Genomic DNA, 13,843 nt, shown 5'->3' on the forward strand with positions numbered 1-13,843 from the left:
GTTGGTTTCTTTTTACGAGAAAGAAATGCCAGACATGGCGGACTGAATCGCTTTCCTTGCAAAGGTAGTTTCAATGAGCAGTACCCAAAGCTCCAATGGCCTCGAACAGGGGCTCAAACCGCGTCATGTGACCATGTTGTCGATCGCCGGGGTTATCGGCGCCGGGCTGTTTGTCGGCTCGGGTCATGCCATTGCCGCTGCCGGCCCAGCCGTGCTGCTGGCGTATGCCGCTGCCGGCGCTCTGGTGGTTTTGGTTATGCGCATGCTTGGCGAAATGGCCGTGGCGTCGCCGGATACCGGTTCTTTCTCGACCTATGCCGATCGCGCGATCGGGCACTGGGCCGGTTTCACTATCGGCTGGTTGTATTGGTGGTTCTGGGTGTTGGTGATTCCGCTGGAAGCCAACGCCGCCGCGACCATCCTGCATGCCTGGTTCCCCGATGTCGCAATCTGGGCCTTCACACTGGTGATCACGTTGCTGTTGACCGTGACCAACTTGTTCAGCGTGAAGAACTACGGTGAGTTCGAATTCTGGTTCGCCCTGATCAAAGTCATCGCGATCATCGGTTTCATCGGCCTCGGCCTCGCGGCGATTTTCGGCTTCTTGCCGAACAGCCAGGTCAGCGGCGTTTCGCATCTGTTCGACACTCAAGGCTTCCTGCCAAACGGCATGGGCGCGGTGCTCGGCGCGATCCTGACCACCATGTTCTCGTTCATGGGCACCGAGATCGTGACCATCGCCGCCGCCGAATCGAAGAATCCTGGCAAGCAAATCTCCAAGGCCACCAACTCGGTGATCTGGCGGATCGGCTTGTTCTACCTCGTCTCGATCTTCATCGTGGTGGCGCTGGTGCCGTGGAATGATCCGGTATTGGCCGCGGTCGGTTCCTACCAGACCGTACTTGAGCGCATGGGCATCCCGAACGCCAAGTTGATCGTCGACATCGTCGTGTTGGTTGCCGTGACCAGCTGCCTGAACTCGGCGCTGTACACCGCTTCGCGCATGATGTTCTCCCTGGGTAAACGCGGTGACGCACCGGCCGTTTCCCAGCGCACCAACAAAAGCGGCACGCCTTACTGGGCTGTCATCCTGTCCACCGGCGCGGCGTTCGTCGCGGTTTTCGCCAACTACGTGGCCCCGGCCGCCGTGTTCGAATTCCTGCTGGCCAGCTCCGGCGCGATCGCGCTGCTGGTGTACCTGGTAATCGCTTTCTCGCAACTGCGTATGCGCAAAAAGCGCATGGAAAACGGCGAGGAAATCGAGTTCCGCATGTGGCTGTTCCCAGGCCTGACCTACGCAGTGATCTTCTTCATCATCGCGGCCCTGACCATCATGCTGTTCCAGGAAGCCCACCGCGTGGAAATCCTCGCCACTGGTTTCCTCAGTTTGATGGTGGTTGCAGCCGGGCTGTTCGTGGCGCGTCGCCGCAAGCAGCAGAAGATTGGAGCGCCAGTGTTGGTGTGATTGGCACTGGGTAATGCAAAACGGCCGCCGTCAGTGATGACAGGCGGCCGTTTTTGTTTGTGCAGGTGTAGCGTCAGGCGGGATGTACCCAATCCTCAACGCGCAAACCGGATACTCGCTCGAATTCCCGAATATTGTTTGTGATCACGGTGAAACCTCGTGAGCGGGCGTGGCCGGCGATCATTTGGTCGTAAGGACCAATGGGTGTGCCTGCTTTAGCCAGCTCCGAGCGAATCATTCCAGTGTGTGCCGCAGCATCGTTGTCGAAAGGGAAGATTTCGAGTCGAGCAGCGAAACCCTCAATGACCGCCAAATTTTTTTCAGGTGCCGCGGATTTTTCCGCGCCGTAGATCAGTTCCATCAGCGTGATAGCACTGATGCATAGCTGCCCGTGTTGACGATTAAATGCCTCGCGGACGACTTGAGGTTTGTTCTTGATGGGAAGTCTGCAGATGTTTGTATCGAGCGTGTATTTGATCATCAGAACGATTCACGCTCCTGATCCGCAGGTTGCTCGCGGTCGATCATGAAATCCGGAGTCACGCTTTCACCATCGAACCAACTGTCCCACGCTTCGCCCGCGGGAGTAATGATTCGGGTTCGGCCAATTGCGATCACTTCCACTCGCTTCACATTTCCAGGCATTGCTACGGCTTTCGGCAGTCGAACTGCCTGGCTGCGGTTACTCATAAAAAGGGTCGTCTGTTCCATACAGATCTCCTATAAGACCGGTGCTTGGATTAGAGAGAAGAGTGTCGAAATGGGATATGTCAACGGGATATACATCAGCTCTGATGAAGGGTGGAATATCTGGTGGGCATGCCGGCTAGCGCAAAACGGCCGCCGTCAGTGATGACAGGCGGCCGTTTTTGTTTTCCTCGAAAGCTGGTTACTGAGCGTTCTCTTCCTCGGCATCCACCGTCGCGCGGTAGGTGTCGAGCGCAGTGCCGAAATCGGTGATGAATTGCGGATCGGTCAGCCAGGCCTGCGCGGCGTCGCGGTCCATGCCATCGGCCCACATGCGGTAGTCGATCAGCATGTCGGCAGCCAGGTGGGTGGCAGCCATGGCTTCGTTGTCGGCGTTTTCCATGTCCAGCAGTTCCGGCTGGTCGCTGATGATCTCGGCAAGGTTCGACAGCAAGGTCACCAGCATTTCGTTGCGGCTGACGGCTTCGGCGTCGCGCATTTTGCTGAACATCGCCAGGGTGTATTCCGGGATCGGCTCGCCGATTTCGCCCAGTTCATCACCCAGCTCGTTATCCAGTTCTTCGTCCTGCTCGAGCGGCTTACGCCCGTGGATGTTGATTTGCTTGGTTTTGATTTTGGCGCGCTTGGCGCGTTTCTGCTGTTTGTTCAGGGAGGCCATGGGAACTCAGTTCTGTTGGTTTTGGTCTGCGATGGCTGCGGAGGCCGCCACGTAATCAGCCTGGAAGGCTGGGGATTCGATCCACGCCAGGGCGCTGGCTTCGTCGGCTTCGGTGGACCACTGACGATATTCGAGCAGTGCGCCGATGATGAAGTCGGTCGCTGTTTCTTCACCTTCCTGCTGCAGCACCAAAGCCAGCAACGGGTGTTCGAGGAACGCCGTGCACATCGCCTGTTGGCTGATTTTTGCGGCGTCGAGCATTTCTTTGAACAGCTCGGTCAGGTCCACTGATTCGAAGTCGATGCGATCATCGTTCGGGTCCAGCTCGACCGGCGCGGCGGCACGTTGGCTGCGGTTCTGTTTGGCCTTGGCTTTGGCGCGGGTGGCGCGTTTTTGCTGCTTGTTGGCGGAGGCCATGGGCATTGTTCCGTATTTCGTTGAGAGGGCAGGTCACTCAACTGCGCGGCACTCGCCGCCCGGGGGTATCGGGGGCCAGTTCGCCGGTCTGCAGCCAGGACAGTGCAATGGGCCATAGTGTGGCTTGGTATCGGCTGCGAAAAAAGGCGAAATGTCCGACTTCTGCTTCGCCGATGTTTTTTGGCTCGATTCGCAGATGGGTGGTCGTGCTGCCCGAGAAGTAGCCGAGCAAGCGTTCGATGGCTGCAACGGTGCCGTACGGATCGTCGCTGATGCTGATCGCCAGGATGTTCGCGGTGACATTGGCGAACGGCAGTCGACCGCTTTTAGCGAGAATCTGGCGACCGCTGGGGCGCTTCTCGTAGCGTGCGGTCGGCGTGCTCCAATCGCGGACGACGCCCGCCGGTGTGTCCTCCAGCCAGCCAAGACGTTTGCCGGGGAAATAACCGCACAGCTTCGTCACCAGCGGCATGACCACGTGCCACTTGCCGAACATCCGCCAGCGCTGGGCCGGCGCATAGTCGCGCCAATAGGCGAACTGCGCGCCGACTGTCAGCAGACGCCGGATCAGCCGCCCCGAATCCGCCAAACCCGCCGCGCAGCCGCCAAAACTATGCCCCACCACATCGATGGGCTGGCCGGGGAATTCACGATGCGCCCGTCGCAGCATCGCTTCGAAATCCAGCGCACCCCAATCCGACCAAGTCGCGTTGAGGGTTTTCAATGACGCCGGCCGAGATTCACCTATGCCTCGGTAGTCGAAAGTGATGACGTCGAAACCATTGGCGAACAGGTAATCGGCGAAGCGTGAGTAGTGCCGGCAGCGAACAGACGTCGCGGCGTTGATGATCACTACTGGGCGGGTGGGGTCATGGCGGGTGTGGCGCCAGGTGAAACCACCGAGGGGGTAGCCGTCGGGGGCGGGTTCGTTGAAGGGTTCGCCGGGAGTGCCGGTCGACGAATATTCGGCTTGGCCTGGTGGAGGTTGCGTGGATGAGATTTGTTGACTCATTGGCGCTCCGTTTGCGACCAAGCTCTTTCATGGGCAGAGTTTGTCTAGAGTTTGTCTAATTCTTTAGATCAGAAGATTGCCTGAGTATCCAAAGACCTTTGTGCAAGCCGCCTGATTTTTCAATGCTTTGGTCGCGAGTCGACATCGAATGCAGCAGGTTGCGAAATTTATTCTGTTTCTGTTTTTCGTCTAAAGCATCTGAGAGTTTGTCTAGAATCAGCGCTACCAACTCTAGGCGTGATGCGGATCCATACTGCCTCAGATAATCGAGGACCAAGTCTTTGTAGTAGACATCATTGAATGCCCGGTTGCGAATGTAGTCGATTTGGTTGCCAGTGCTGCGTGCTACCTGCGCTGCTGCATAAAAGTTCGGTTTGCGTCCCTCGATCAGCCCTCGTTTGCGTAGCAGGCCAGCGTCAGCCTCGGTGATAGGTTGTTTTTTCTGCACTCGATCCAGAAGCATCACAGTGGTCAATGGCAGGTCCTGGTTCTCCAGCAAGAGACGGGTGTAATTTTCGTCAATTACGTGCCCGTAGATTTCCAGCACCACTTTGTTTTCCTCGGACTTGCTGTAGTCAGGCAGGGGGAAATACCGGTTGCGTTGGGACAGTGTCATGGTGGAAATGCCAAACCCCATTGTGTCGATCATGCTCAGGCTGACCATGGCTTGGGTAAGCCAAGGATTACGATAGCGGCTCGGAGTGTGCTCACCGCTGAAATAATGCTCAGGCTTGCCTTCAAAAAAACCGCCGGCGTTTTCGAATGCCAATCGGTCCAGTCGCTCAGTGACGATGACACGTGAACGCAATCGGTAATCCTGATGCGCGATGCAGTTATGCAAGGCCTCCAGAATGACCCGGGTATCGTATTTACTGACTACGGTGGCCAGTAACTGATTCTGAGGAAAAAGCTTGTAATCGAGATTGCGTATTCGATGCAGAACTTGCGTTGTGGTCAACAGGAATGGGGGGCTGAAATGCTCATAAGCCTGTTCCTCGCCTGCGAGTTTCCAGGTTATCTGCGCCAGCGTCGGCAAGTGATGACATGCCTCTCTTTTGCCTACCAGCAATAGCGTTGTATGAGTGATGCTGCCTTGAATAGTCAGTTTTGACTTGTCGAGAAAAGTCGCAAGATTCCAAGTCGCAATTTCATCGGAAAATGATGAGTTGCGGTACTTCTCTGAAAACTTTTCTCGTGCAACGTGCAAAGCCTGCTCATCCAAATCATCGAGTGTTGCGCTCCTTACCTTTTCAGCAGACCAGTCTTGGTTAAGCATCGGCTCATTTAGGATAGCTTCGAGCCGCTCTTGCCTTATTTCGACCAGGGCGTCGTCCAGTCGCTGCCAGGCTTTGTCGTGTGCATAAACCGGCAATCTGGGGCGATGTATTGGAATGTGGATAATCCAGACGGTTTTGCGCGTATCGCAGGTCGTTACACTTTCGACAACAAAGCCCTCGGAATTCAAGTTGGTGCATCTGCCGAGCAGCCGTTGGCGGATATTCTCCGGTGTGTAGTCGTGAAACTGCCGAATTCCAACGATGTGCAACGATTCATCCTGGACGCCGATAATCAGGTGGCCGCCGGCCATGTTGGCAATTGCGGAAAGGTAACTCGCGATATCTGCGCCTTTTCGCCCAGACACTGCATGAGTGAGGTTCTTGAATTCCTTCCATTCACAGGCAACTCCTTCTCTCGGATATTTCGCCATTAGATAACTCTGCAGGGCGGCTTCGCTTATAGAGCTAAGCATGCAGCGGCACTTCGATCAGCACTCGATCCAACTCCCCCCGCAACTCCTCCACACTCGGCAACACCACTCTGTACCTCTGCGCCAATACCTCTTCACTGCCCTCCTGAACCGAGTAACGCACCACCGACTCATCTTTCTGCGCACAGAGAATGACGCCAACGGTCGGGCCGTCGTTCGCGTCGCGTTTGAGGTCGTCGTAGATGCGCACAAACCTGTCCATCTGGCCAATCGCCTGCTGGGTCAGTTCGCCGCGTCGCAGATCACAGATGACGAAGCACTTGAGTCGGTAGTGGTAGAACACCAGGTCGATGTAGAAGTCTTTGCTCAGGGAATTGATGCGTTGGTGGCTGGCGATGAACGCGAAGCCTTTGCCCGGCTGAAGCAGGAAAGTTTGGATTTGCTCGATCAGGGCCTGTTCAAGATCGATTTCCCTGATGACGTCAGCATGGGGCAGGCCCAGGAATTCCAGCACGACCGAGTTACGGGCGAGGTCGTGAGGCGCCGCATCCATCAGTTGAATATTGGTCGCGGCTTCCTGTTTGACGGCATTGCGGTCGCGGCTGGCGAGCAGGCGTTCGTAGTAGAGGGTGTTGATCTGGCGGTCGAGGGCGCGGCTTGACCAGCTCTGGATCGCCGATTCGTTCATGTACCAGTGGCGCGCGTTGGTGTTGTCGATGCGCAGCAAGCGCCGATAGTGCGCCCAACTGAGTTCGTGGCGCCAGGCCTCCCAGTTCGGGAATGCTTCAAAGAACAGTCGCATGTAGCGCAAGTTGGTCGCGTCAAAACCTTTGCCGAATTGCCCCGTCAACGCTTTCGCCAGCGTCATCAGCAGATGCTTTCCATAAACGGCGCGCGGTGCCGGCTGCTGTTCGAACTCGACGATATGCCGACCGATCTGCCAGCAGGTTTGTACTTGAGTGCTATCGACCGCGCTGAGGATTTTCTGGCGTGCCTGGCGGGTCAGTTCGCCCAGATGCCCGAGCAATGCCGCGATTTGTGGATCTTGCGTGTTATCGGGGTTGGGGACGCTCATAAAGTCTTCCGCAGCTGGATTAACTGACGGAAAGCATGGCAATGAACGCCTTGTCGGCGATGCCGGGCGATGCGACAAATCCGGAAGGAAATGCCTACTGATGTTGCAGGATCCTGCCCACCGCGTCTGACGTTTGGAGAATACGGCGTGTAGTCCGATTCGCAGGACCGCACGTTTCATACAGGCTGAAATTGCGCGATGTAGTCCCAGTCGCGTCGCACACTGCTTTGCTGGAAGCGCCTGTAACGCCGCCAGACGCGCTCACAGGTCTATCGGCGAGTGCGTTTGCGCGTTGGCTTCTCCGGCGCCGCTGCGACGATTCTGTGCAGCCAGAACGCTGCGCCAGCCATCACCAGCAAACCGATCGCCTCAACGCTGTGCCAGGCGATCAGAAACCAATACATCTTCGGTTGTTGCGCCAGTTTGTAAGTAACGTTTGGCGCGCGGCGGTTCATCTCGCTGATCGAGCCGTGGATCAATCCGTCGATCACGGCATAGATCAGCAGCCCGGCAGAACAGATGATCAGCACGTAAACAAGGTTCATCAGCCAGAACACGGTTCGGCTTTCGCGGTACGGCGGCGGGTGGGGCAGGGGGACGCGGGTTTTCTTCTGGCTCATGAGGTTGGTTACCCTTTTCCGTAAGGGGAGGCAAAAGTACCGTGGACTGGACGGTTGAGCCGCCGCTGAATAAATCGCGGGCATAAAAAAACCCTGAATCTTGCGATTCAGGGTTTTCGGTATTTGGTGCCCAGAGACGGAATCGAACCGCCGACACGGGGATTTTCAATCCCCTGCTCTACCGACTGAGCTATCTGGGCAACGGGGCGCATTAAACTGGTTTTTCAGGGGGTCGTCAAGAAAGTTTTGAAAAAAATTTTAATTATTACCGTCGCTTACGATCCGACCCCCGTCGAATCGGGATTATTCCGCTGGCGGAACATAGCCTTCAGCCTGAGCGTATTCCTCGCCGGAAAAGAACTTGTCCATCTCGCCCTGCAGATATTTGCGATCTTCGCCATTCATCATGCTCAGGCGTTTTTCATTGATCAGCAGGGTCTGGTGTTTCTGCCAGTCGGCCCAGGCTTTGGCGGAAACATTGTCGAAAATGTCCTGGCCTTTTTCGCCGGGGAACGGTGCAAACTCCAGGCCCGGCAGTTCTTCTTTGTACTTGCGGCACTTGATGGTGCGGGTCATGACGACTCTCCTGCGTTCAATACGGCTGCCGCGCGCTCCAGCAATGTCTTGACCGGGGCGGCAAGGCCCAGGCGCGGCGGGGTGGCGAGGTTATACCAGAGCCAGTCGGCCTCGGCCACGTGATGGCCGGCCTCCTGAACCTGAACCAGCCAGGGTTCTATGGACAACTGAAAATGGCTGAACGTGTGGACCAGACTCGGCAGCGCCTGTTGGCTGCCCAGTTCCAGCGAATGCTGTGTGGCGAGATGTTGCAGATCGTCGAGGTCGTCGAGCTCCGGCAAACTCCACAAACCGCCCCACAGCCCCGTGGACGGGCGGCGGTAAAGCAGAATCGCGCCTTCGCCGTTGGCCAGCATCGGCATCAGCGTGCGTTTCTGCGGCACGGCTTTGCGCGGCTTGGGAATCGGGTAGCGGGTTTCGAGGCCGAGCATGTGCGCTTCGCAGCCCTTTTCCAGCGGACACAGCAGGCAGCTCGGTTTGCTCCGGGTGCACAGCGTGGCGCCGAGATCCATCATTGCCTGGGTGTAGGCGTTGACGCGGTCATGCGGGGTGAAGCGCTCAGCGTTGGCCCACAGCTGCTTGGCGACTTTCGGTTCGCCGGGGTAACCCTCTTGCGCGGTAAAGCGCGCCAGCACGCGTTTGACGTTGCCGTCGAGGATCGGCGCGCGCAGGCCCATGCTCAGGCTGGCGATGGCGCCGGCGGTGGACAGGCCGATGCCCGGCAGTTCAACAAGTTTTTCCACGTCGCGCGGGAATTCGCCGCCATGTTCAGCGACGACGATCTTCGCGGTTTTCTGCAGATTGCGTGCGCGGGTGTAATAGCCCAGCCCCGTCCACAAGTGCAGCACTTCGTCTTCCGGCGCAGCGGCCAGCGCTTCGACCGTCGGCAACGATGCCATGAAACGGTCGAAGTAATTGAGCACGGTGCTGACCTGGGTCTGTTGCAGCATGATCTCCGAGACCCACACCCGATACGGCGTGATGCCTTGTTGCCAAGGTAAATCGTGGCGGCCGTGGCGGTCGTACCAGTCCAGCACCGCCGAGGAAAACTGCTCCGCTCTCATCGTTTGAACAGCCCCTTCAATGCGTTTTTCAGTTCAGGGCTGACCTTGTCGCCGAGCTTCTCGTCAATTTTGTCGCTGAGTTTGTCGCCCGCCAGTTTCGCCGCGACCTGGCCCATGCGCTCGTTGTCGAGACGGCAGGCCTTGGCGCCGAGTTCCAGCGGACCACGGCAGCGCAGCGGCCACTCGATGCCGACGAACTTGTCGCCGACCTGGCAGGCCGGGTCAGGCATGGCGCTGGTGTCGCCCTCGACGACGATGCCGACGCGATAGTCCATGCCGAGCACGCGCAGATCGACGTCGCCATTACCGTTGACGGTCATGCCGGGGATGCGCACTTTCAGGTCCGGGTTGCTGGCGACGCCGTTACGAAAGGTCAGGTTGCCCTTGAGTTCCTGGAACGGCGTGTCCTTGCCGCGCGGTTCGCCGCTCAGCGACTTGCGATTCAGCGTGGCGATGCCTTTGCACAGTTGCTGTTCAAGGTTGGCGTTGAGCAGCACGCCATTGTTGATCACAAAACTGGCGTTGCCGTTGAGGCTTTCGATCAGCGCACGCTGGCTGTTGCCGCTGCCGGTCAACGTGCTGTCAAGCGTCACCAGACCTTTGACCGGTGGGTTTTTGCCTTGGCTTTCGAGGATCTTTTCCGCCGGCACTTTGTTGATGCGCGTTTGCATGCTCAGCGCCGGCACTGGCTGGCGCACGTCCAGCGTGCCTTTGGCTTCGAAGTTGCCGTTGTACAAATCGCCGCGCAGGTTTTCCAGGGTCAGCAAGCCGCCCTGGCCGGTGGCTTTGAGCGCCGCGTTCTGGATCGGCAATTTGTCGAGGGTCAATTGGCCGAAGGTCAGGTCGGCGTCAACGTCGAGCTTGGCCAGGCGTTCAACCGGCAGCAGGCGTTCGGTGCTCCACGCGCCTTTGGTTGGTGAATCCGGCAGTGGCGTCGAGCCGGCGCCGGCCATCGCAGTGGCTTCGGTGTTGGCCACTTCGGCCTGACGCACTTGGGTGGCGCTGTTGGCTTCGGCGGATTTTGGCGGCAGGTAACGGTCGACGTTGAACGTGTCAGCCTTGAGGATCGCGCGCAGCGATTGCTTGGCGAAATCTTCGATGGCGATGCGCCCGCTGAAGCTGCTGTCATCGACTTTCAGGTTGATATTGTCGAACGACAGGCTGTTCGGCGTGCCCGCGACGCGGCTGACCAGTTCGACTTTGCTCAGGCTGCCCTCGGCCATGGCCGGGAGTTTCTGGCCGATGCTGTCGACGAATTTCGCCAGGTCGAACTGCGCAATCGACAACCCGCCGTTGATTTGTGGGGTCTTGTCGAGGTCGTTGACCTTGAGTTCGCCCAACGCACGCAATTGGTTGGCGGAGATCTTGATCCCGGTCCATTCGGCGACGTTGGCAGCTTTATCCAGCAACAACTGCCCTTGTGCGGCGAAGGTCATGGTCTTGCCTTGCAGCGGGTCGCCAGTCACTTCGCCCGAAAGCTTCATGTCTTCGAACTGATAACGCTGCAGCGCCCGCGCGATCCGCAGTTCGCCGTTCAGCTCGGTGCGCACCCGCACCGCCGGTTGGTTGGAGGACAGGAACGCCGTGAGTTTGAGCGGAATATTGGTCGAATCGTGGACCGCGCCGGTGCTCATCTGGATGCTCTCGGCGGTGTAGATTTTGCCGGACTTCTCGTCGTTGTATTCAACCCGCGCGTTGTTCACGGTCAGGCTGTCGATGTCGAGGCGGATCGGCTGCGGCGGTTTTTCCGCCACCGGTGGTGTCTGCGGCGCAGGTTCGCCGGCAGCAACGGTTGGCGCAGGGTTGGCAGCGTCGGCCGGCGCAGGGACCTTGCCGATGTCTTCCCAGTTGCCGTGGCCATCCTTGTCGCGGTTCAGGCGCAGGTTCAGGCCTTCGACGCGCACATCGCTCATCTGCACTTCGCGGCGCAACAGCGGCAGCACGCGCACCGAGAGGCCGAGCATCTGCAAATCGGCAAACGGTTCGGCAGGTTTGACCAGGGTCGCGACACTGGCTTCGTGCAATTCCAGGCCTAGCCACGGGAACAGGCTCCAGCCGATGTCGCCATTGAGCGTCAGCTCGATGTGGGCCTTGTCGCGGGCAATCTGGCGAATCTCGTCTTTATAGTCGTTGGGATCGAAGAGGTGGGTCAGGGCAAAGCCCAACGCCACAATGATCAGCAACAGCCCGAGAAGTACCAGACCCAGGATTTTGCCGAACGCTTTCATGGGCGAGTCCTTGTAGTTAGTCGAATTCAAAATTTAGCCGGGGAGTATAGCGCCCCGAAACGGACGACCGGTCAGTTCATATGGGCAGCGCGTGCAGCGGCGCGTTCAGTCTGGCGGACGGCGGGCATCCCGAAGGTCTTTCGCAGGGCTTGCTGATCCTGATAAGTGGCTGGTTTCAGCGGCTCGACGATGATCGGCATGACCGCTTCAACGGTCGGACAGATCAGGTGACCTGCAAAAGGTGATATCAGTTTGGTTTTTCTGTCACGAGCAAATGGTAACCTCTGCGCGTTCGTCCGTCCTTCTGCGACTTTACGTCGCGCCCTTATGGAGCTTCACTCAAAAAAAGGTCATGCCTGCGTGCATAAGGCTAAGGGTGAGGAGTGGCTGGCGAACCATACTAATAATTGGGGGATACACAATGAGCACGAGCATTACGGCGGACGGCGCTCACGCCGGCCAGCCTTCGTTCCTGTCCAAGGAACGCATCATCGCCAAGCCCGGTTTCAACCGTTGGCTGGTACCACCGGCCGCATTGGCCATTCACTTGTGCATCGGCATGGCCTACGGCTTTTCGGTGTTCTGGTTGCCGTTGTCCAAGGCGCTGGGCGTCACTGCCCCGGTCGCTTGTGCACCGGACATGAGCTTCATCTCGCAAGTTTTCTCGTCGAATTGCGACTGGCCGATCTCGATGCTCGGCTGGATCTACACCCTGTTTTTCATCTTCCTCGGCTGCTCGGCAGCGATCTGGGGTGGCTGGCTGGAACACGCCGGGCCGCGCAAGGCTGGCGTGGTGTCGGCATTGTGCTGGTGCGGCGGTCTGCTGATTTCGGCGCTGGGGATTTATACCCACCAGATCTGGCTGATGTGGATCGGCTCCGGGGTCATCGGCGGTATCGGCCTGGGCCTCGGTTACATTTCGCCGGTCTCGACCCTGATCAAGTGGTTCCCGGACAAGCGCGGCATGGCGACGGGCATGGCGATCATGGGTTTCGGCGGCGGCGCGATGGTTGGCGCACCTCTGGCGGCCGCATTGATGAGCCATTTCGCTTCGCCAACCGGCGTCGGCGTGTGGCAGAGCTTCCTGGTGATGGCGGCGATTTACTTCGTGTTCATGATCGGCGGCGCGCTGTCGTATCGCGTCCCGCCAACCGGCTGGAAACCTGAAGGCTGGACCGCTCCGGCGAAAAAAACCGCGAACGCGATGATCACTCATCGCCACGTTCACGTGAACGTTGCCTGGAAAACTCCGCAATTTCGTCTGGTGTGGCTGGTGCTGTGCCTGAACGTTTCTGCCGGTATCGGCATTCTCGGCATGGCCTCGCCGCTGTTGCAGGAAGTGTTCGGCGGAAAATTGCTTGGCGTTGATGTGCCATTCGGTCAACTGGATGCCGGGCAACTGGCTTCGATTGCAGCGATTGCTGCCGGTTTCACCGGTTTGCTGAGCTTGTTCAACATCGGCGGTCGCTTCTTCTGGGCCTCGTTCTCCGATTACCTGGGACGCAAAAACACTTACTTCGTGTTCTTCGCATTGGGTTTTGCGCTGTACGCGCTGATCCCGAACCTCGGTCACTTGGGCAACGTTGCGCTGTTCGTGGCGGCGTTCTGCATCATCCTGTCGATGTACGGCGGTGGTTTTGCCACGGTTCCGGCATATCTGGCGGACCTGTTCGGTACGCAAATGGTCGGCGCGATCCACGGTCGTCTGCTGACGGCATGGGCGGCGGCGGGCGTGTTGGGTCCGGTGTTGGTCAACTACTTGCGTGAATATCAGCTGAGCATCGGCGTTGAACGTGCCGCCGCTTACGACATCACGCTGTACATCCTCGCGGGCCTGCTGGTGCTGGGTTTCCTCTGCAACCTGCTGGTGCGTCCGGTGGCTGACAAGTACTTCATGACCGACGCTGAACTGGCCGCCGAACAGGCGCTGGGCCACGACAAAGGTGCGGATGCCAATACCGTGCTGGAGTGGAAAGCGGCGCCGGGCAGCAAGCCGTTGGCCGTTGCCGCATGGCTGGTGGTGGGGATTCCGTTGGCGTGGGGCGTTTGGGTGACCCTGCAGAAAACCGCAATTCTGTTCCATTAAGTAAGCTGTAAACGCATCACCCTGTAGGAGTGAGCCTGCTCGCGATAGCGGCCTGACAGTCGACAGAAATGTTGAATGTGAGGGCCCTATCGCGAGCAGGCTCACTCCTACAGTCGTTTCAGGGTGTCCAAAATGAGTTGTACATACATGTCTATCCCCGACTGCACCGCATTCTGTCCGTCAGTCATATCACCTCTCGTGTTTCTGTTTCGGCCCCGCGCCCTTA

14 protein-coding genes and 1 tRNA gene are annotated in these 13,843 nt (G+C 58.2%); 2 read left to right on the forward strand and 13 right to left on the reverse strand.

Features of this window, described 5'->3' with window-relative positions; translation table 11 throughout:
- The first annotated feature begins 73 nt into the window (after nt 1-73).
- Entirely contained in the window at nt 74-1,465 is a 1,392-nt protein-coding gene (gene gabP, locus FBY12_RS19110; RefSeq protein WP_145254970.1) for a GABA permease, read from the forward strand.
- A gap of 73 nt (nt 1,466-1,538) precedes the next feature.
- Here gabP and vapC read toward each other — a convergent pair whose 3' ends face one another.
- The 13 genes from vapC to FBY12_RS27930 form a co-directional block, all read right to left on the reverse strand.
- Nucleotides 1,539-1,946: a tRNA(fMet)-specific endonuclease VapC gene (gene vapC, locus FBY12_RS19115; protein WP_145254974.1), complete on the reverse strand. Its 408-nt coding sequence runs from the start codon at nt 1,944-1,946 to the stop codon at nt 1,539-1,541.
- Complete coding sequence (gene vapB, locus FBY12_RS19120; protein ID WP_121731638.1) at nt 1,946-2,176, reverse strand: type II toxin-antitoxin system VapB family antitoxin; 231 nt, start codon at nt 2,174-2,176, stop codon at nt 1,946-1,948. Before vapB ends, vapC begins: the two co-directional genes overlap by 1 nt.
- 178 nt (nt 2,177-2,354) lie before the next feature.
- The gene (locus FBY12_RS19125) at nt 2,355-2,831 is read right to left on the reverse strand and encodes a hypothetical protein (RefSeq protein WP_145254977.1); all 477 of its coding nucleotides are present in this window, start codon (nt 2,829-2,831) and stop codon (nt 2,355-2,357) included.
- A gap of 6 nt (nt 2,832-2,837) precedes the next feature.
- Nucleotides 2,838-3,248, reverse strand: a complete 411-nt coding sequence (locus FBY12_RS19130) for a hypothetical protein (RefSeq protein WP_121731636.1) — start codon at nt 3,246-3,248, stop codon at nt 2,838-2,840.
- Nucleotides 3,249-3,285: 37 nt separating this feature from the next.
- Complete coding sequence (locus tag FBY12_RS19135; RefSeq protein ID WP_145254980.1) at nt 3,286-4,260, reverse strand: alpha/beta fold hydrolase; 975 nt, start codon at nt 4,258-4,260, stop codon at nt 3,286-3,288.
- A 55-nt stretch (nt 4,261-4,315) separates the two neighbouring features.
- Complete coding sequence (locus FBY12_RS19140) at nt 4,316-5,968, reverse strand: ATP-binding protein (RefSeq protein WP_256663337.1); 1,653 nt, start codon at nt 5,966-5,968, stop codon at nt 4,316-4,318.
- Nucleotides 5,969-6,002: 34 nt separating this feature from the next.
- Nucleotides 6,003-7,043: a YhcG family protein gene (locus FBY12_RS19145; RefSeq protein WP_145254983.1), complete on the reverse strand. Its 1,041-nt coding sequence runs from the start codon at nt 7,041-7,043 to the stop codon at nt 6,003-6,005.
- 269 nt (nt 7,044-7,312) lie between these two features.
- Nucleotides 7,313-7,663 carry a hypothetical protein gene (locus FBY12_RS19150; RefSeq protein WP_145254986.1) on the reverse strand — a complete coding sequence of 117 codons (351 nt, stop codon included), beginning with the start codon at nt 7,661-7,663 and terminating at the stop codon, nt 7,313-7,315.
- A gap of 124 nt (nt 7,664-7,787) precedes the next feature.
- A tRNA-Phe gene (locus FBY12_RS19155) sits at nt 7,788-7,863 on the reverse strand.
- A 103-nt stretch (nt 7,864-7,966) separates the two neighbouring features.
- The gene (locus FBY12_RS19160; protein WP_145254989.1) at nt 7,967-8,239 is read right to left on the reverse strand and encodes an oxidative damage protection protein; all 273 of its coding nucleotides are present in this window, start codon (nt 8,237-8,239) and stop codon (nt 7,967-7,969) included.
- The gene (mutY, locus tag FBY12_RS19165) at nt 8,236-9,303 is read right to left on the reverse strand and encodes an A/G-specific adenine glycosylase (protein ID WP_123511222.1); all 1,068 of its coding nucleotides are present in this window, start codon (nt 9,301-9,303) and stop codon (nt 8,236-8,238) included. The genes FBY12_RS19160 and mutY overlap by 4 nt, the downstream gene beginning before the upstream one ends.
- Nucleotides 9,300-11,531, reverse strand: a complete 2,232-nt coding sequence (locus FBY12_RS19170; protein WP_145254992.1) for an AsmA family protein — start codon at nt 11,529-11,531, stop codon at nt 9,300-9,302. Before FBY12_RS19170 ends, mutY begins: the two co-directional genes overlap by 4 nt.
- Nucleotides 11,532-11,602: 71 nt before the next feature.
- Nucleotides 11,603-11,731: a hypothetical protein gene (locus FBY12_RS27930; RefSeq protein WP_256663338.1), complete on the reverse strand. Its 129-nt coding sequence runs from the start codon at nt 11,729-11,731 to the stop codon at nt 11,603-11,605.
- Between the two features lie 221 nt (nt 11,732-11,952).
- On the opposite strand from FBY12_RS27930, the gene FBY12_RS19175 reads away from it, so the two are divergent.
- A complete protein-coding gene (locus tag FBY12_RS19175) occupies nt 11,953-13,617 on the forward strand; it encodes an OFA family MFS transporter (protein WP_121731629.1) in 1,665 nt (554 codons plus the stop codon).
- The last annotated feature ends 226 nt before the right edge of the window (nt 13,618-13,843 follow it).

It is taken from the genome of Pseudomonas sp. SJZ131 (genome assembly GCF_007828705.1).
Lineage (GTDB): Bacteria > Pseudomonadota > Gammaproteobacteria > Pseudomonadales > Pseudomonadaceae > Aquipseudomonas > Aquipseudomonas prosekii.

Coding starts and splice junctions, on each gene's coding strand:
- FBY12_RS19145 (WP_145254983.1), bottom strand. CDS start 7,043: ATGAGCGTCCCCAACCCCGATAACACGCAAGATCCACAAATCGCGGCA.
- FBY12_RS19140 (WP_256663337.1), bottom strand. CDS start 5,968: ATGGCGAAATATCCGAGAGAAGGAGTTGCCTGTGAATGGAAGGAATTC.
- FBY12_RS19130 (WP_121731636.1), bottom strand. CDS start 3,248: ATGGCCTCCGCCAACAAGCAGCAAAAACGCGCCACCCGCGCCAAAGCC.
- FBY12_RS19125 (WP_145254977.1), bottom strand. CDS start 2,831: ATGGCCTCCCTGAACAAACAGCAGAAACGCGCCAAGCGCGCCAAAATC.
- vapB (WP_121731638.1), bottom strand. CDS start 2,176: ATGGAACAGACGACCCTTTTTATGAGTAACCGCAGCCAGGCAGTTCGA.
- gabP (WP_145254970.1), top strand. CDS start 74: ATGAGCAGTACCCAAAGCTCCAATGGCCTCGAACAGGGGCTCAAACCG.
- FBY12_RS27930 (WP_256663338.1), bottom strand. CDS start 11,731: ATGCCGATCATCGTCGAGCCGCTGAAACCAGCCACTTATCAGGATCAG.
- FBY12_RS19135 (WP_145254980.1), bottom strand. CDS start 4,260: ATGAGTCAACAAATCTCATCCACGCAACCTCCACCAGGCCAAGCCGAA.
- vapC (WP_145254974.1), bottom strand. CDS start 1,946: ATGATCAAATACACGCTCGATACAAACATCTGCAGACTTCCCATCAAG.
- FBY12_RS19160 (WP_145254989.1), bottom strand. CDS start 8,239: ATGACCCGCACCATCAAGTGCCGCAAGTACAAAGAAGAACTGCCGGGC.
- FBY12_RS19175 (WP_121731629.1), top strand. CDS start 11,953: ATGAGCACGAGCATTACGGCGGACGGCGCTCACGCCGGCCAGCCTTCG.
- FBY12_RS19170 (WP_145254992.1), bottom strand. CDS start 11,531: ATGAAAGCGTTCGGCAAAATCCTGGGTCTGGTACTTCTCGGGCTGTTG.
- mutY (WP_123511222.1), bottom strand. CDS start 9,303: ATGAGAGCGGAGCAGTTTTCCTCGGCGGTGCTGGACTGGTACGACCGC.
- FBY12_RS19150 (WP_145254986.1), bottom strand. CDS start 7,663: ATGAGCCAGAAGAAAACCCGCGTCCCCCTGCCCCACCCGCCGCCGTAC.